The following is a 17,001-nucleotide window of genomic DNA, read 5'->3' as shown; positions in this document are numbered from 1 at the left end:
CGCTCAGAACTCCACGCCGCGCTGCGCTTTCACGCCTTGCTCGCGGTACGGATGCTTGACGATGCGCATCTCGGTGACGAGATCGGCGGCCTCGATCAACGCATCCGGCGCGTGACGGCCGGTCACCACCACGTGCAGCATCGGCGGGCGAGCGTTGATCACGGACAGCACCTCGTCGAGCGGCAGGTATTCGTACTTCAGCACGGTGTTCAGCTCGTCGAGGATCACCATCTGGTAGTCGCCGCTCTCGATCATCCGGCGCGCTTCGTCCCAGCCCTTGCGGGCGGTGGCGATGTCGGCGTCGCGGTTCTGCGTGTTCCAGGTGTAGCCATCGCCCATCGTGACGAAATCGCAATTGGCGATCGCGCCGAGAAAACCGCGCTCCGACGTGTGCAATGCGCCCTTGATGAACTGCACGACGCCGAGGCGCATGCCGTGTCCGAGCACGCGCACGGCCATGCCGAACGCGGCCGTGGTCTTGCCCTTGCCGGTGCCGGTGTTGACGATCAGCAAGCCCTTTTCGACGGTGGCGTTGGCCTGTTTTTTCTCGTGGCCTTCGCGCCGGCGTTCGGTCATGCGTTGATGCGATTCGGGATCGGTTTTCATGGAAGGTCCTGTTTCTCGGTGTCGTGGGTTGTCGGTTCGTGTTCGGTCCGGGCGATGATCGAGGCAATCGCCACGGTCACGCCGGCATGCGCGGTCTTGCGGACGAGGAGTTGGGCGTTGGGTACAGCCGACGCAGCCGACGCAGCCGACGCAGCCGACGCAGCCGACGCAGCCGACGCAGCCGACGCAGCCGACGCAGCCGATGCAGCGGACCCGGCCGACACGTTAGCCGCGCCGAGCAGCGCGCACGGCTCGCAAACGCCGTCCACGCCGAGATGCTCGCGTGCAACCGCCGAAGGCTCGGCCACGGGTATCGCCGCGATTTGCTCGCGGCTGAAGAGTGCGATCGGCAACGCGTGGCGTGCGCAGAATTCGAGCAGGCCTGCTTCGTGGGCTTTGCTGTCGATCGAGGCGATCGTGCTGATTTCGTCGAACGTATGCGACCCGAGCGCGGCGCGCACGGCCGTTTCGATCTGCACGGCCGAGGTGTGCAACCGGCAACCGACGCCGACGCTCAGCGTTTTCATGGGCACGCTCCGCGCCAAAGCCAGCGACGCGACGCCGCCGATCACCACGATCGCCGGCGAGCCGAGCCCGGCGCGAGACACCGTATCGGCGAACTCTCCAAGCCGCGCCAGCGCATGCCGTTGCTCGGGCCGCGTGGCCGATTCGATCGCGGCGCACGGCGTATCAGCGTTCATGCCGGCCGCGAGCAACGCCCCGACGATATCGCTCAAGCGCCGCATGCCCATGTAGATCACCAGCGTCATGCGCGTGGCGACGAGCGCGGCCCAATCGGGCTCGCCGCTGCCGGCGCTATGTCCGGTGACGAACACCACGCCTTGCGCATGATCGCGATGCGTGACCGGAATGCCGATCGCCGCGGGCGCCGCGATGCCCGCCGTGATGCCGTTGATCACTTCGGCGTCGATGCCCGCTGCTTGCAGCGCCTGCAATTCCTCGCCGCCGCGCCCGAACGCGAACGGATCGCCGCCTTTCAAACGCGCGACGCTGCGCCCGGCCCGCAGATGCGCGAGCATCTGCACGATGATCCCGGCCTGCGGCGTGGACGGATGTCCGCCGCGCTTGCCGACGTAAATCACCAGCGCGTCGGCGCGCGCGAACTGCAATACGTCGGGATTCACCAGATCGTCGACCAGCACCACGTCGGCTTGCGCGAGCGCGCGGGTCGCCTTGAGCGTCATCAGTTCGACGTCGCCGGGGCCCGCGCCGATCAGCCACGCGCGGCTCATCGCGGCATGCATGGCGCGCGCCATGTCGTGACGGACGGGAAGGGCCGAAGCGCCAGGAGGGCGTGCGAGCCGGCGGAAAGGGAAGAACTCATGCGGTGCTACGGATATCAGGCATGACGTAATGCGCCGCTTCACCAAGATACATGCAAGCGGGGACCACGCCGTGCTTCAGCGCCATCACATCCGTCCCTCGCGGATTCCGGCGGCCGGCAGCGTGACGTTCGCTGCCTCCGCGTCTGGCCGGTATCCGGGCTGGCGGCCTCATGCGCTTTGCCTTCCCGTCCGCATTCGTCGGACAGTGGCATCGAAAACGCATGCGCGGCGCTATAAAACCCATCGAGCGCCGCAGGTCGCTTACCGTTGCGGGGACAGCACAGGTTGAGCGCGGCAAGCGCGGCCTGTTTCCCGTTTAACTGCACACGCGAATGCATGTGCGGGCACCAAACGCGCGCTTACGATAGCACATGACGCCCCATCCGATAAGCGCCTCCGTCCTCGCGTTTTCTTGACTGCGCCGGGTCGCGGGCCTACACTCGCACGCACTTTGGTGCTCGTGTGCGCGCTCCTGCGCATGCAGTTAAACGGGAAACAGGGCGCCCGCGTTCAAGGACCGGGTCAACCTGTGCTGCCCCCGCAACGGTAAGCGAAATGCGGTACGTCACGTACCGCGGAGCCGGCTTCGATGTCCACGCGCAAGGCCGCGTCGGCATACAACCACTGGGCGAGAAATCACTCGCACGGGAAGGGGAAGCGGCGCTTTCGCCAGCCCGGATACCGGCCAGAGCACGCAGGACGAACGCCGCGGGGATGCGGCATGCGTTCATGACCTCACCCCGCTTGCTGTCTTTCCCTGTTGCAGCAACGCCGTCGATCGAATGGACCTCACGATGCAAACTCAAATGCGCAAGATCCCCGTCACCATCGTCACGGGCTTTCTCGGCAGCGGCAAGACCACGCTGCTTCGGCACATTCTTCGGCATGCGGGCGGCAAGCGCATTGCGGTGATCGTCAACGAGTTCGGCGAGCTCGGCATCGACGGGGAAATCCTCAAGGGCTGCGGAATCGGTTGCGACGAAAACGGCGTCGAAACCGAAGGGCAACTGTATGAACTGGCGAACGGTTGCCTGTGCTGCACCGTGCAGGAAGAATTTTTTCCGGTGATGGAAAAACTCGTCGAGCGCCGCGAGCAGATCGATCACGTGCTGATCGAAACGTCGGGCCTCGCCTTGCCCAAGCCGCTGGTGCAGGCGTTCAACTGGCCGCAGATCAAGAACAGCTTCACGGTGGATGCGGTGGTGACCGTGGTGGACGGCCCCGCCGCCGCGAGCGGCCAGTTCGCCGACAACCCGGCCGCCGTGGATGCGCAACGCAAGGCCGATCCGAATCTCGATCACGAATCGCCGCTGCACGAACTGTTCGAGGATCAGTTGTCCGCGGCCGATCTGGTGATTCTGAACAAAACCGATTTGCTCGACGACGCGCGGCAAAGCGCCGTGGAAGCCCTCATTCGTGAAGAGATTCCACCGCAAGTGAAGATCGTGCGCGCGCAGATGGGCCAACTCGATCTGCACACGTTGCTGGGTCTCGAGGCGGCTTCGGAAGAAACCATCCACTTGCGCCACGATCACCACGGTTCCGCCGACGACGCCGATCACCACCACGACGAATTCGATTCGGTGGTGGTGCAGGCGAGCGCGCCATCGCGCGAAGCGCTGATCGCCGCTTTGCAAGGGCTCGTCGAAACGAACACGATTTACCGCGTCAAGGGTTTCGCGGCTTTGCCGGGCGCGCCGATGCGTCTGGTGATCCAGGGCGTGGGCCGGCGTTTCGATAGTTATTTCGATCGGCGCTGGCAGGCGCATGAAACCGATGCGGGACTGCAAAGCCGCTTCGTGCTGATCGGCGAGGACCTGGATCAGCACGCGCTGCAACGCGCATTCGACGCGGCGCTCGGTGTGGCGTCGAGCGCCGAAGCGCAACAGGCGTAAGCGCTCATGCATCTGCTGCGCACCACGCCGGGTGGTTTTGTCGACGACACGCAAGGCGTGATCCGCATCGATCAGCGGCCCGCCGATATCGTGGTGCTCAGTTCCGCCGACACCACGCTGTCGCTGCTCGCCAGCGTGTTTCCTCGTCTCGGAGACGGCTTCCCGAGCGTGAGGCTCGCGAACGTCACGTATCTGCGGCAGCCGGCCTCGGTCGATTTTTATGTCGAGGACGTGTTGCAGCATGCGCGCGTCGTGGTGGTCGATCATCTTGGCGGCGAAGCCTATTGGCCCTACGGCATCGAGCAGGTGGTCGCGCTCGCCGAGCGCAAGCAGCAGACGCTCGCGATGTTCTCCGGCGATCTCCAGGAAGACCCGAACCTGCTTGCGCGCAGCACCGCGAGCGCCGATCTGTGCCATCAGCTATGGCGTTATCTGCGTGAAGGCGGCCCGCAAAACGCCGAGGCGTTTTTGCGCTGCATCGCGTATCGCGGCTTCGGTTGGGGACGCGAGCCCGCGCCGCCGCGCGCGTTGCCGGCCGCGACGCTCTACCACCCCGAGCGCGACACGCCGACGATCGCCGACTGGCAGGCGCGCTGGCGGCAAGACGCGCCGGTGGCCGCGATTCTGTTCTACAAGGCGCATCTGCAAGCGGCCAATACGGCGGTGTTCGATGCGCTGATCGACGCGCTCGATGCGCAAGGTCTGAATCCGTTGCCGATCGCGATTACGTCGCTGAAAGACGCGATGAGCCGCGAAGTCGTGCAGTCGCTCTGTGCGCAACATAACGTCGCGCTGGTGCTGAATACGACCGCGTTCGCCGCGTCCGCGATCGACGACCCCGAGCCGCTCGCGCTCGCCGGCGACGCGCCGGTGTTGCAGGTGATCCTGAGCGGCGGCAACCGCGACGACTGGCTCAAGGACAATCAAGGTCTGAATTCGCGCGACATCGCCATGCATGTCGCGCTGCCGGAAGTGGACGGCCGCATCATCACGCGCGCGATCAGCTTCAAGGGGCTCGCGTATCGCTGTCCGCACACGGAAGTCGACGTGGTGCGGTATCAACCGGACCTCGAACGCGTGAGTTTTCTGGCGGAACTGAGCCGCCGCTGGTGCCGTCTGCGCACGCTCGATAACGCGGACAAGAAGCTCGCGCTGATCCTCGCCAACTATCCGATGAGCGAGGGGCGCATCGGCAATGGCGTGGGACTCGATACGCCGGCCTCGGTGGTCGGCATTCTGTCGATGCTGCGCGATGAAGGCTACCGTCTCGCGGACTTGCCCGCGCACGGCGATGCGCTGTTGAAGAAGCTCACCGAAGGCGTGACCAACGATCCGGTCGTGCGTGATTTGCGGCCGGCATTGCAAAGCCTCGCGCTCGACGATTACCGCGTGTACTTCGACGCATTGCCCGCCGAGGCACGCAATGCGTTGAACGCGCGCTGGGGTCCGCCCGAGCAGGACCCCACGTTGCGGCGCGGCCGTTTCATGATCGCCGGCTGGCGCTGCGGGCATGTGTTCGTCGGCATTCAGCCGTCGCGCTCGCGCGAGCAGGGCGATTACGCGAGCTATCACGACGCCGAACTCGTCCCGCCGCACGCGTATCTGGCGTTCTACTTCTGGCTGCGTCACCAGTTCGGCATCGACGCGGTCGTGCACGTCGGCAAGCATGGCAACCTCGAATGGCTGCCGGGCAAGAGCGTTGCATTGAGCGACGCGTGCTGGCCCGACCTGATTCTTGGGCCGATGCCGCACCTGTATCCGTTCATCGTCAACGATCCGGGCGAGGGCAGCCAGGCGAAGCGGCGCGCGCAGGCCGTGATCATCGATCACCTGATGCCGCCGCTCACGCGTGCCGAAAGCTACGGGCCGTTGCAGGATCTCGAACGCCAGGTCGACGAATACTATGAAGCGCTGATGGTCGATCCGCGCCGTTCCAGGCTGTTGCGGCGCACGATTCTCGCGACCATCGTCGAACATAGGCTGCATGAGGAACTGAGTCTCGCCGAGCCCGCTGGACAGGATGACGAGGACGCGCTGCTCACGCGCGTCGACGCGTGGCTGTGCGAGCTGAAGGAAGCGCAGATTCGCGACGGCTTGCACACCTTCGGGCAATCGCCCGAAGGAGTGCAGCGGCGCGATACGTTGCTGGCTTTGGGGCGCTTTCCGGTCGGCAACGGGCAAGGCGGCAACGCCGGTTTGATCGACGCGTTGGCGCGCGATCTGTGCATCGATCATCTGTTCGATCCTTTGTCGGTGGATTGGTCGGCGGTGTGGAACGGGCCGCGTCCCGACCTCTTGCAGCACGTGAGCGACGCGCCGTGGCGGCACGGCGGCGATACGCGCGAGCGTCTGGAGTTGCTGGCGGCGCAGATGTTGCGCGCGGTGTGCGGCGATGATGCGCATGCCATGGCGCCGGCGGCCGGAAGCTTGCCGCAAGCCGAACGGGTGATCGAGCGTCTGCGTCACGATGTACTGCCGCGGCTCGACGCATGCGGTCCGCAGGAAATGCGGCATCTGAAGCGCGGCCTCGAAGGGCGCTTCGTGCCGCCGGGGCCGAGCGGTTCGCCGTCGCGTGGCCGGCCCGATGTGCTGCCCACCGGCCGCAACTTCTATTCGGTCGACACGCGCGCGATTCCCACGCAAGCCGCGTGGTCGCTCGGTTTGAAATCCGCACAGCAGTTGATCGAGCGGCATCTGCAGGAACACGGCGACTATCCGCGCGCCATCGGCCTGTCGGTATGGGGCACCGCGACCATGCGCACCAGCGGCGACGATATCGCCCAGGCGCTCGCGTTGCTCGGCGTGCGGCCCAAGTGGGCGCCGGGCAGCCACCGCGTGACCGATTTCGAAATCATGCCGATCGAGGTATTCGACCGGCCACGTATCGACGTCACGTTGCGCGTGTCCGGTTTTTTCCGCGACGCCTTCGCGAACGTGATGCATCTGTTCGACGCGGCCGTGCAGGCGGTGGCCGAACTGGACGAACCCGAACACCTGAATCCGATTCGCGCCCGCGTGCTGCGCGAACGCGACGCGTTGATCGCGCGCGGCATGGACGCCGCCGAGGCGCGCAAGCGCGCCGGCTGGCGTGTGTTCAGCGCGCGGCCCGGCGCGTATGGCGCGGGTCTGCAAGACATGATCGACTCGCGGCAATGGCAAACCGATGCCGATCTCGCGAACGCGTATCAGGCGTGGGGCGGTTACGCCTACACGCAAAAGAACGCGGGTGAGGAAGCGCGCGACACGTTCGGCGCACGCCTCGCCGCAATGGACGTGGTCTTGCAGAACCAGGACAACCGCGAGCACGATCTGCTCGACTCGAACGACTATTACCAGTTCCAGGGCGGCATGGTCGCGGCGGTGCGTCATCTGGCCGGCAATCAGCCGCACGTCTATCATGCCGACCACAGCAACCCGGCCGCGCCGCGCGTGCGCACACTGCACGAGGAAATCGCGCGCGTGGTGCGCTCGCGCGTGGTCAATCCGAAATGGCTCGATGGCGTGAAGCGTCACGGCTACAAGGGCGCGGCGGAAATCGCCGCGACCGTCGATTATCTGTACGGTTACGATGCGACCGCGCGCGCGGTCGCGGATCATCAATACGCGCTCGTCACCGACGCTTATCTGAACGATGCCGATACGCGCGAGTTCTTGCAGCGCCACAACCCGCATGCACTGCATTCGATCTGCGAGCGCCTGCTCGAAGCCATGCAGCGCGGTTTGTGGCAGGCGCCCGGCGACTATCGCGCGCAAGTCGAACGGCATCTGTTCGCGAGCGAGCAGCAGATCGAAGGAAGGCAAACATGAAGGCAGCGACATGACGGCAGCAACCCAGCGACCCGCGTTTCCCTTTGCCGCGCTGATCGGCCAGGCGCCGTTGCAGCAGGCGCTGTTGCTGGCCGCGATCGATCCGGGGCTGGGCGGCGTGCTGGTGAGCGGACCGCGCGGCACGGCGAAGTCGACCGCGGCGCGCGCGCTTGCCGAGTTGCTGCCGGAAGGGCAACTGGTGAATTTGCCGCTCGGCGCGAGCGAGGATCGTCTGATCGGCACGCTCGATATCGAAACCGTGCTGCGCGATGGTTCGGTGCGCTTTTCGCCGGGTCTGCTTGCCAGGGCGCATCGCGGCGTGCTGTATGTCGATGAAGTCAATTTGCTGCCGGATGCGCTCGTCGATGCCTTGCTCGACGCCGCGGCAAGCGGCGTGAATACCGTCGAACGCGACGGCGTTTCGCACAGTCACGATGCGAGCTTCGTGCTGATCGGCACGATGAATCCCGAGGAAGGCGAGTTGCGTCCGCAGTTGATCGACCGCTTTGGTTTGATGGTCGAGTTGCAGAACTGTTATGAGCCGCGTGTGCGTGAGGAAATCGTGAAGGCGCGGCTGGCGTTCGATCTCGATCCTGGCGGTTTTCGCGCGCGTCATGAGCAACAGCAGCAGCGCTATGTTCAGCGGATTCGTGCGGCGCGCGAAGCGCTGCCGCAACTCGCGTTCGACGATACGGTGCACGCGCGCGTCAGCGCGCTCTGCATCGGCGCGGCCGTGGATGGTTTGCGCGCCGATCTCGTGATGCTGCGCGCGGCGCGGGCATTGGCGGCGCTGGAACAGGCGGCGGCGATTAGCGCGGAGCATGTCGATCGGGTCGCCGAGGCTGTGCTGGTTCATCGGCGGCATCAGCGTGACCCTCAGCAGGGCGATGACGCGCGCGAGAGCGGTTCAAAGGGCTCGTCCCCGACTGCACACGATGCGGCCGCGGCCAGTAGCGAAAGCGATTGGGGCTACCTCCCGCCCGAGCGTTCCGCCACCACTCAGGTCAAAGGCGTCATTCCACTCAGCGCAAAAAAACGCTGAGCCATCGGAAGGGCGCCGCCGCTGACTCGCGCAGCGGTTTTCGATGGCGGCAAGGCGCGGGCGTGAATTCGCGCAACCGCTTGCGCGGCACGCCGGGCAAGCGGATCGCGTGGCCGCCGACGCTCGCCGCGATGCGCCGGGAGACGCTGCGCGCCGAGCACTTGCGCTTCGTGCGCGAGGCGCCGCGCGGCGGTGTGCTGCATTGCTTCGTCCTCGATTGCTCCGGGTCCATGCTGGCCGGGCAGCGCCTCGCGCTCGCCAAGGGGCTGCTGATTGCCTTGTTCGACCGCGCGAGCGCCGCGCGCGCCGAGGCGGCGCTGATCTGCTTCGGCGGCAATGGGGCGGACGTGCGTTTCGGTCCTGCCGTGCCGCGCTGGTGGAATGAACGGTGGCTGCGTCCCGTGGGCGGCGGCGGCGGCACGCCGCTCGCGTCCGGCGTTCGCGAGGCGGCACGCTTGCTGGAGCGCAGCGCGCGCCGTCGTCCCGCGCAGCAGCGCTGGCTGTGGATTCTGACCGACGGCCGCAGCAGCGATCAGCCGACTCGCCCGCTCGACGCCGATGAAATAATATTCGTCGATTTCGAACGTGAGGCGATACGCCTGGGCCGCTGCGAAGCGCTGGCCGATGCGTGGGACGCGCGGCGTTTTACGCCGGAAGAACTGATCGGTTAGCGCGCGTCGCAGTGCGCGAACATCCCGCCGGTCTTTCGCCTTCAATCCCTGCCGATCCGCAGCGCGTTCGCATAGCCGGTGAGTTCCAGATACGCCCGTCCGACGTCCGCGCCATCGCGGCTCACCCGCACCGCACCTTCCCAATACACCGCACCGGTCGATTGCCTGGAATCGAGTTCCTGGTCGTCCATCAAGGGATCGAGCCGCCATGTCAGCGCGCCGGTCTTGACCGTCATCGAAACCGGATAGGGCGTATTCGTGCGCGGCGAGCGCCAGGTGCGTACCGGCGTGAAGTCGACCTGATCGCGGCCGAACGTGGTCACGTCGCCGGCGCGATTTCGCAATGCCGCATGCGCCCACATCGCGCGCCCATCGCGACCGCGAATTCTGAACGCCATCAACGCCGAGCCATCCGTCAGATTGGCGCCGAGCCAGTCCCAGCCGAGCGCATTCGCGTCGAGCAGCGTGCTCGACCATTCATGATCGAGCCACGCGGCGCCCGTGACGGCCGTGCCGTCGTTCGATCTGCCGCCCGCCGCGGCCGGTCGAACGACAGTGCCGGTTACGCGCAAGTGCGGCTCGCTGTAGTAATAGCTCGCCTGTTCAGGCCGCGGGCCTTTGCGTGAGTATCCGCGCTCGCCCTGGAGCAAGGGCGCTTGCGTCGGCGTCAGCGCGAGATGCAGCGAGAAGCCGTCCGCGTCGACCGTGACCTCGTAGTGGCCGTCCGCGGCGCGAACGATTTTCCATGCATCGAGTTTGACGTCGGTGTTGTTCCGCTTCGCATAAGCGAGTCCGAAACCCTGGCGGGCAATGCGCTGATCGTGCGCAAGATGCCCCAACGCCGGATCGCTCAACGCGGCATGCGCGATGATCAATTGCGACGGCGCGAACGCGCTCGGATCGGCCGGATCATGACCCGTTGCCGAGCGAAAGAACGTGATCTGAAAACCGAGCGGCTGTTTGTCAGGCGTATCGAGCCAGCCGGTTGCGTACCACCACTCGGTGCGAAAGCCGTCATGCGCGCCGCTGTCTTGCGCCAGCGAGATCGAATGGCCCGGCGTTACCGCTGCAAACTCCGGCGTCGCGGCGAACACCGACGAAGCCAGCAAAACGCCCGCGCAAAGTAGCGCCCGCATCACCAATCCTCCTTCACCGCGCGCACCGCATCCACCGACACCGCGCCGCGTCCCGCGATCACCGCCGTCGAGCACGACGAAGCCAGCATCACCAGCGCGACCGTGCCCAGCACGGTCCACGGAACGTGCAGCGACATGCTCCAATGAAACGATTGCGGATTGACGACGAACACCAGAATCAGACTGATCGCGAAGCCGAGCGCGAAGCCCATCGCAATGCCGCAAGCGGTAAGCATGCCGCCTTCGAGCGCGAGAATCGCGAGAATCTGCGAGCGCGTCACGCCCACGTGCCGCAGCATGCCGAACTCGCGAGCCCGCGCGAGCGTCTGCGCGGAAAACGTCGCGGCCACGCCGAACAGGCCGATCACGATCGCCACCGCCTCCAGCAGATAAGTGACCGCGAAGCTCCGGTCGAAGATGACGAGCGTGCGCGCGCGAATCTCGCCGGGTAGCGACAGATCCAGCGATGCGCCAAAGGGCAGCGCGCGCAATCCCGCCATCACGCGTTCGACGCTCGTTCCCGGCTGCACGGTCACGGCCACATCGGTCGCGCTCGTGTCGGCGGTCAGGCGGCGATAGTCGGCGAGCCGTATCTGGATCGCGCCCGTCTGCCGCACGTAATCGCGCCACACGCCGGCCACGACGAACACGTGGCCGCGCTCGCCAAGCGGCAATTGCACGCGCCGGCCAGGCTGGTACCCATACAGATCGATCATGGCTTCGGATACCCAGATGGGTGTTTCGTCTTCGTGAAGCTCGGACGGACTCAGTATCGCGCCGGTCATTTGCAGGTTCGCGCCGGGATCGGCGGCGTCGATTTCACGCGCGAGCACGGCGATGTCCGGGCGCGCGGGATCGAGCGTGAGATGCGACGTGCGGGCGAACGCCGCCTTGCGGATGCCGGGCACGGCTGCGAGCAGCGTCTGTTCAGCGGGACGCAAGCCGCCGGTATCGCCGTTCGGCGCTGCGCGCACGTACAGATCGGCCGACAGCAGATGACCCAGCCAGTCCTCGACGGAAACACGGAAGCTGGCCACCATGATCGCCATCGCGACGATCAGCGCGAAGCTCGACAACACGCCGCCCATCGCGATCGACGCGTGGCCCGGCGCATTCGCGAGACGCGCCAGCGCGAGCGTGCCTGGCGCGCCCACGCGACGCCGCGCGCCGAACGCACGGCTCGCCGCGCCGAAGAGGAGCGCGGTCACGCGCGGCATCAACGCAATCCCGCCGAGCAACAACAGCGCGACGGCGAGATAGCCGGCAATCGGCGCATCGAACAGGGGCGGCAAACGCGTGAGAACGGCGGCGGCGAGCAGGCACAGTAGAGCGGGCCACGGCGTGGCGAGCCGCGCCAACGCGCCTTCCTCGGCGCCCGCCTTGAGCGCGGCCGCGGGCCTCGCGCGGGCCGCTTCCAACGCCGGGGCGAGACTGCCGAATACCGACACCGCGATTCCCAGCGTCAGAAACAGCGCGCTGGCGAGCGGTTCGAAGCCGACTTGCGGCTCTACGCCGGGAAAGTAGCCGCCGCCAAGATCGCTGCCGAAAAAGCGCAGCGCGCCGCTCGCCATCGCATAGCCGAGCGCGAGCCCGGAGAGCGAGCCGAGCAGCCCGAGCAACGCGCCTTCCATCAGGATCTGGCGCAGCAACTGGCCGCGTGTCAGTCCGAGTACGCGCAGCATCGCGAACTGCGCGCGCCGCCGCACGACGCTCAGCGCCTGCGTCGAAAACACGAGGAACGCGCCGGTGAAAAGCGCGACTAGCGCGAGCACGTTCATGTTGATTCGATAAGCGCGCGATAAACGATCGGTGCGGCTCTCGGCATCGCGTGTTTCGGCGATCACCCACTGGTTGCCCAGGCGTGCCTGCAGTTCACGCCTGAAGCGCTCGCGGTCCACACCGCGTTTGAGCAGCAAGTCGACGCGCGAGAGCTTGCCGGCATTACCGAACTTCCATTGGGCGGCGGCGATGTCCATCACCGCGAGCCGCTGACCCGGACGCGTTCTCACCAGGCCGCCGGCCACGCGCAAATGCACGATGGACGTGCCGCTTCGCAGCGCGATGCGGTCGCCGGTTGTCACCTTCAACCATTGCTGCGCCGCCGTGGAGAGAAACACCGTGTCGCTCGCGAGCGTATCGAACGGCCGGTCCGGCGACGGCACGCCGGTCAGATCGGGCGCGATGCGGCTCGCCTTGAAGACGTCGATGCCGAGCACCGGCAGCGCGGCGCTTTGATTCGGCACGGTGACGTCGAGCGCGAGCACGGGACTCGCCAGCGCGACGCCGGGCTCGGTTGCGAGGCGCGGATAAACGGACTCGTCGAATGAAGCGTGCGCGCCGCGCACCTGAAGATCCGCGACGCCCGAGAGACTGCGGGCCGCCGCGGAGAATTCAATGAAGGCCGCGCTATTGATCAATTGCACCGCGTAACCGAGCGCCACGCCGAGCGCGATGGTGGCGATCGCGACCAGCGCGCGTCCGCGATGACTGCGCCATTCGGCGCCGAGCAGCCAGCGCGCGAGCAGGCGGTGTCCGTGCCTGCGCGGCAGTGAACGTGGCTCAGTGCGCGTCATGGTCGGATCGCGCGGTGTGCCCGGACGATGCGTGCAAACCGCGATCGCTCAGAATCAGTATGCGGTCGGCGATTGCCGCGGCGGCTTGCGAGTGCGTGACCATGATCGTGGCCGCGCCCGTCGCCTTGCTTTGCACGCGAAACAGGGCGAGCACGTCGTGCGCGGTATCGGGATCGAGATTGCCGGTGGGCTCGTCGGCGAGAATCAGTTTGGGATGATGCACGAGCGCGCGCGCGATTGCGACGCGCTGCAACTCACCGCCGGAGAGTTGGCGCGGAAAATCGTCGCCGCGGCCGCTCAAGCCGACCGCCGCGAGCATGTCGAGCGCACTGGCCGTGGACAGATCGTTCAGCAACAGTGGCAGCGCAACGTTTTGCGCGAGCGTGAGATGCGGCAGCACGTGGAATGCCTGAAACACGAAGCCGAGTTTTTGCCGGCGCAGACGCGTGGCCGCATTGTCGTCGAGACGCGCAACGGCGCTTCCGTCGATGACCACCTCGCCGCTATCCGCGCTGTCGAGACCGGCGATCAGATTGAGCAGCGTCGACTTGCCGACGCCCGAGTCGCCCATGATCGCGACGAATTCTCCCTGCTCCAGCGTGAAATCGAGTTGCGCCAGCACGATGCGGCCGGCGCCATAGCTTTTGCTCAGTCCGCGGCACTCGAGCGCGGGAACGGCAGTGTCCTCACCAGGCATGCGGTATCCGGTCAGTCAGGCAGAAGAGGGCGGCGTGGCGGCGGCCGATGAATGTGCGCGCCGCGCCTGCGTGTTGTTTGTGAACCGGCGCAGTATAAGCGGCTTGCCTGCGTGGCGCAGGGCTCGCCGCGCGCGCTCCGGGACGCGCTTCATTATCGTTCGCCGCCGTACCCCGATGGAACAGCGCTTGCTGCGACCCAGCGGCGGTCGACGACTGCTCGCCAGCCTCAGCGCGGCGAAAACGTCCTTTCCGGAGTGCACCATGACCAGCCAGATCTCGCAGCAACTTGTCGACACACAGAGCGCCGGCATCGCCGCTTTTGGCGACTTCGCGCAACGTGCGTTCGAGGGTTTCGAAAAAGTGACGCAGTTGAATGTGCAGGCGATCAAAACGAGTCTCGCGGAACGTCAGGCGATTGTGTCCGAAGCGCTGTCGCCTGCCTCGCCATTCGACCTGTTCCTTTTGCAGACGCAACTGACCGAAGCCGCCGCGACCAAGGCGAAAGCCTACATGACGCATCTCGGCGAAATCGTCGCGCAGAATCAGCTTGAATTGATCGCCACGGCGCGGCAGGGCTTCGCGAACTACGCGCGCGAATTCGAGGCGTGGATCAGCGCCGCCGGCGACGACGCGCAGCAAACGGGTGCGGACGCGGCGTACCCGATGCTTCCCTCGGCAACCGCGATCAGCGAGACGGAGCAACAGACCGACGTCGCGATCCTCGACAGTACCGGCAACGTGGTGTCGGGGCGCGGCTCGCGCCGGCGCTCAACGAATTAGGCGCGAACGTAATAGGGCGATGAGAAGAACCTGCTCTCGTCGCCGAATGCTTTCAAAAACATAACATCGCGTAGTCCAGCCGCGGCTTCCTCTTCTCCTCATGCCTCGCTTGGGGGCATGCAGCCCTTCGTCTTCCTCGTTTGACGAGTGACGGAATGTGCGTCTGCACATTCCGTCTTTTCGTTCAAGAGCGTTCCTGGCAATGGCGCGTTTCGCCCAGTACTTTTTTTCATTGATGCGCTGCAAAATCTTTTATATAAGGGTAATCTCCTACTCCTTGCTGATTTGCCTCAAAGAAACGTCGTTTAGTACCGCCCGACTTCCTCAGCGAACCAAAGCCTTCAAATCCGTTTCAATGCTTTCTCATTTGAAAGTATTGGAGGGGTGTTTTGCACTCGTTTTCGCACACCAAGTATCCAAGAACACATGCCATTGCCTCCGCTTCTCAGTCTTCTCATCTGGATCCCCATTGTTGCCGGCCTGGTCGTGCTGCGCGCCGGATCGGACAAGGCCCGCGGCCGCACCCGCATGCTCGCTCTCGCCGGTGCGGTGGCGGGCTTCCTGCCGGTGATTCCGCTGGTCGCGAATTTCCGCAACGACGTCACGTCGATGCAGTTCGTCGAGAACGTCCGCTGGTCGCCCACCTTCGATATCGCGTGGCATGTGGGGGTGGACGGAATTTCGCTGTGGCTGGTCGCGCTGACCGCGCTTACGACGATCATCATCGTCGTGGCTTCGTGGGAGTCGATCACCGAGCGCACCGCGCAGTACTTCGGCGCGTTCCTGATGCTGTCCGGTTTCATGCAAGGCGTGTTCACGTCGCTCGACGGCATGTTGTTCTTCATCTCGTTCGAAGCGACGCTGATTCCGCTCTATCTGCTGATCGGCACGTGGGGGCATTCGAACCGCTCGTACGCCGCGGTGAAGTTCTTCTTCGTCTCGTTCCTCGGCTCGCTGATGATGCTGATGTCGATGCTGTATCTGTATAGTCAGACGCACAGCTTCGACCTCGCGCTATGGCGTGAAACGCGCCTCGGCACCATGCCGCAGGTTCTGATCTTCCTGGGCTTTCTCGCTGCCTTCGGTGTGAAGGTGCCGATGTGGCCGCTGCATAGCTGGCTGCCGGACGTTCACCTCGACGGTCCGACCGGCGCCGCCGTGATGATCGGCATGCTGAAGCTGGGCGGTTATGGCCTGCTGCGTTTCGCGTTGCCGATCGCGCCGCAGGCAAGCCACTTCTTCGCGCCGATGATGATCACGCTGTCGCTCGTCGCGGTGATCTATGCGAGCCTGCTGGCGCTCGTGCAAACCGACATGCGCCGTTTGCTCGCCTATTCGACGGTCGCACACATGGGGCTCGTCACGCTCGGTCTGTTCGTCTTCAACCGCATCGGCCAGGCCGGCGCGATCGTGCAGATGCTGTCATACGGCGTGGTGTCCGGCGCGATGCTGTTGTGTACGGGCATGCTGTACGACCGCACGAAAACCGCGTCGATCGCCGAATACGGCGGCGTCGCCAATACGATGCCGCGCTTCGCCGCATTCGTGATGCTGTTCTCGATGGCCAATATCGGGCTGCCGGGCACCTCGGGTTTCGTCGGCGAGTTCATGGTGCTGATGGGCGCGATCCGCTTCAACTTCTGGATCGGCTCGATCGCGGCTTCCACGCTGATCCTGAGCGCGGCCTACACGCTGTGGATGTACAAGCGCGTGATCTTCGGCGCGATTGCCAATGCGCGCGTCGCGAAGCTTCGGGATCTCGGCAAGCGCGAGTTCGTCTTGCTCGGCGCAATGGCGCTGCTCGTGCTCGCCATCGGCCTCGATCCGAAGCCGTTTACCGATGCGATCGATCCTTCGGTCGGCACGCTGCTGGCGCAATCGGAGCGGTCGGTACGTCCTGCGGAGTCGGCGCCGGACGGCGGCGATCATTTGCAGGCGGCGGTTCCTGCTGCTGTGGCGGTCCGCACGCCGGGCTGATGGGGTGGGGTGCATTGCGGGTGCGGCATGTGCGGCGCGGATGCTGCGTCAAAAACAGTTCTGCGCGCTTCGAGACAAGCCTCTTGAATCACGCTCTTGCATGACGCGGTGGTTCAGATTCTCGTGCAGGTCGTCGTGCATCCGGTTTTCTTCCCGCACATGAAGACCTCTGGTTTGGAAGCGTGCTCGTTCACAGCGCTGACCGCGCTCATGTGATCGGCGCGTCTTGAAGGGGTTTTTGTGTCGACGGGCATATGGCACGCCGTGGGGCTCGACGGCTTTGAGATTGACCCGCCCGCAAACACCAGTTAGCATCGTTTCCATGATCGCTTCTATTCTTTCCCGTCCGCATTCTTTGCGCGCATGCTGTCACAGCCTGCCGAGGGGAGCTTGCGTCTAGCGAGTCGAGCTGAACACGTCCGTATCCCTGAGGCCACCCGTTACACGACCGGTGGCTTTTTTCATTCATG

General features: G+C 65.3%; 11 protein-coding genes and 2 riboswitches. Of the genes, 6 read left to right on the top strand and 5 right to left on the bottom strand.

The annotated features are described in order from the left end of the window. Positions 1 to 3 precede the first annotated feature (3 nt). Together cobO and cobA are read right to left on the bottom strand one after the other, a co-directional pair. On the bottom strand, positions 4 to 606 hold the full coding sequence (cobO, locus tag CUJ90_RS32060) for a cob(I)yrinic acid a,c-diamide adenosyltransferase (protein WP_114164637.1): 603 nt from the start codon (positions 604 to 606) through the stop codon (positions 4 to 6). Further along, positions 603 to 1,859, bottom strand: a complete 1,257-nt coding sequence (cobA, locus tag CUJ90_RS33805; RefSeq protein ID WP_422879731.1) for a uroporphyrinogen-III C-methyltransferase — start codon at positions 1,857 to 1,859, stop codon at positions 603 to 605. Before cobA ends, cobO begins: the two co-directional genes overlap by 4 nt. A 221-nt stretch (positions 1,860 to 2,080) precedes the next feature. Further along, a riboswitch (cobalamin riboswitch) is annotated at positions 2,081 to 2,319 on the bottom strand. Positions 2,320 to 2,387: 68 nt separating this feature from the next. Further along, a riboswitch (cobalamin riboswitch) is annotated at positions 2,388 to 2,656 on the top strand. Between the two features lie 90 nt (positions 2,657 to 2,746). On the opposite strand from cobA, the gene cobW reads away from it, so the two are divergent. The 4 genes from cobW to CUJ90_RS32035 all read left to right on the top strand — a co-directional run bounded on the left by cobW (position 2,747) and on the right by CUJ90_RS32035 (position 9,367). Beyond that, entirely contained in the window at positions 2,747 to 3,847 is a 1,101-nt protein-coding gene (gene cobW, locus CUJ90_RS32050; RefSeq protein ID WP_277998136.1) for a cobalamin biosynthesis protein CobW, read from the top strand. A gap of 6 nt (positions 3,848 to 3,853) precedes the next feature. Continuing rightward, the gene (cobN, locus tag CUJ90_RS32045) at positions 3,854 to 7,654 is read left to right on the top strand and encodes a cobaltochelatase subunit CobN (RefSeq protein ID WP_114164636.1); all 3,801 of its coding nucleotides are present in this window, start codon (positions 3,854 to 3,856) and stop codon (positions 7,652 to 7,654) included. A gap of 10 nt (positions 7,655 to 7,664) precedes the next feature. Next, positions 7,665 to 8,696, top strand: coding sequence for a magnesium chelatase ATPase subunit I (locus tag CUJ90_RS32040; RefSeq protein WP_114164635.1), 1,032 nt, complete (start codon positions 7,665 to 7,667; stop codon positions 8,694 to 8,696). A gap of 131 nt (positions 8,697 to 8,827) precedes the next feature. After that, positions 8,828 to 9,367: a vWA domain-containing protein gene (locus CUJ90_RS32035; protein WP_412534868.1), complete on the top strand. Its 540-nt coding sequence runs from the start codon at positions 8,828 to 8,830 to the stop codon at positions 9,365 to 9,367. Positions 9,368 to 9,408: 41 nt separating this feature from the next. On the opposite strand, the gene CUJ90_RS32030 is transcribed toward CUJ90_RS32035, so the two are convergent. The 3 genes from CUJ90_RS32030 to CUJ90_RS32020 are packed head-to-tail and all read right to left on the bottom strand — an operon-like array spanning position 9,409 to position 13,773. After that, positions 9,409 to 10,503: a lipocalin-like domain-containing protein gene (locus tag CUJ90_RS32030; RefSeq protein WP_114164634.1), complete on the bottom strand. Its 1,095-nt coding sequence runs from the start codon at positions 10,501 to 10,503 to the stop codon at positions 9,409 to 9,411. Continuing rightward, positions 10,503 to 13,076, bottom strand: a complete 2,574-nt coding sequence (locus CUJ90_RS32025) for an ABC transporter permease (RefSeq protein ID WP_114164633.1) — start codon at positions 13,074 to 13,076, stop codon at positions 10,503 to 10,505. The genes CUJ90_RS32030 and CUJ90_RS32025 overlap by 1 nt, the downstream gene beginning before the upstream one ends. Then, a complete protein-coding gene (locus CUJ90_RS32020; RefSeq protein ID WP_114164632.1) occupies positions 13,063 to 13,773 on the bottom strand; it encodes an ABC transporter ATP-binding protein in 711 nt (236 codons plus the stop codon). Before CUJ90_RS32020 ends, CUJ90_RS32025 begins: the two co-directional genes overlap by 14 nt. Between CUJ90_RS32020 and phaP the strand changes: the two genes are divergently transcribed. Together phaP and CUJ90_RS32010 are read left to right on the top strand one after the other, a co-directional pair. Continuing rightward, on the top strand, positions 13,772 to 14,554 hold the full coding sequence (gene phaP / locus CUJ90_RS32015; protein ID WP_084561471.1) for a TIGR01841 family phasin: 783 nt from the start codon (positions 13,772 to 13,774) through the stop codon (positions 14,552 to 14,554). The genes CUJ90_RS32020 and phaP overlap by 2 nt on opposite strands. A 426-nt stretch (positions 14,555 to 14,980) precedes the next feature. Beyond that, complete coding sequence (locus tag CUJ90_RS32010; protein WP_114164631.1) at positions 14,981 to 16,531, top strand: complex I subunit 4 family protein; 1,551 nt, start codon at positions 14,981 to 14,983, stop codon at positions 16,529 to 16,531. The last annotated feature ends 470 nt before the right edge of the window (positions 16,532 to 17,001 follow it).

Source organism: Paraburkholderia terricola (assembly GCF_003330825.1).
GTDB classification, from domain to species: domain Bacteria; phylum Pseudomonadota; class Gammaproteobacteria; order Burkholderiales; family Burkholderiaceae; genus Paraburkholderia; species Paraburkholderia terricola.
This window is presented reverse-complemented; position numbering and strand designations above follow the sequence as displayed.

Coding starts and splice junctions, on each gene's coding strand:
- cobO (WP_114164637.1), bottom strand. CDS start 606: ATGAAAACCGATCCCGAATCGCATCAACGCATGACCGAACGCCGGCGC.
- cobA (WP_422879731.1), bottom strand. CDS start 1,859: ATGAGCCGCGCGTGGCTGATCGGCGCGGGCCCCGGCGACGTCGAACTG.
- cobW (WP_277998136.1), top strand. CDS start 2,747: ATGCAAACTCAAATGCGCAAGATCCCCGTCACCATCGTCACGGGCTTT.
- cobN (WP_114164636.1), top strand. CDS start 3,854: ATGCATCTGCTGCGCACCACGCCGGGTGGTTTTGTCGACGACACGCAA.
- CUJ90_RS32040 (WP_114164635.1), top strand. CDS start 7,665: ATGACGGCAGCAACCCAGCGACCCGCGTTTCCCTTTGCCGCGCTGATC.
- CUJ90_RS32035 (WP_412534868.1), top strand. CDS start 8,828: ATGCGCCGGGAGACGCTGCGCGCCGAGCACTTGCGCTTCGTGCGCGAG.
- CUJ90_RS32030 (WP_114164634.1), bottom strand. CDS start 10,503: ATGCGGGCGCTACTTTGCGCGGGCGTTTTGCTGGCTTCGTCGGTGTTC.
- CUJ90_RS32025 (WP_114164633.1), bottom strand. CDS start 13,076: ATGACGCGCACTGAGCCACGTTCACTGCCGCGCAGGCACGGACACCGC.
- phaP (WP_084561471.1), top strand. CDS start 13,772: ATGCGGTATCCGGTCAGTCAGGCAGAAGAGGGCGGCGTGGCGGCGGCC.
- CUJ90_RS32020 (WP_114164632.1), bottom strand. CDS start 13,773: ATGCCTGGTGAGGACACTGCCGTTCCCGCGCTCGAGTGCCGCGGACTG.
- CUJ90_RS32010 (WP_114164631.1), top strand. CDS start 14,981: ATGCCATTGCCTCCGCTTCTCAGTCTTCTCATCTGGATCCCCATTGTT.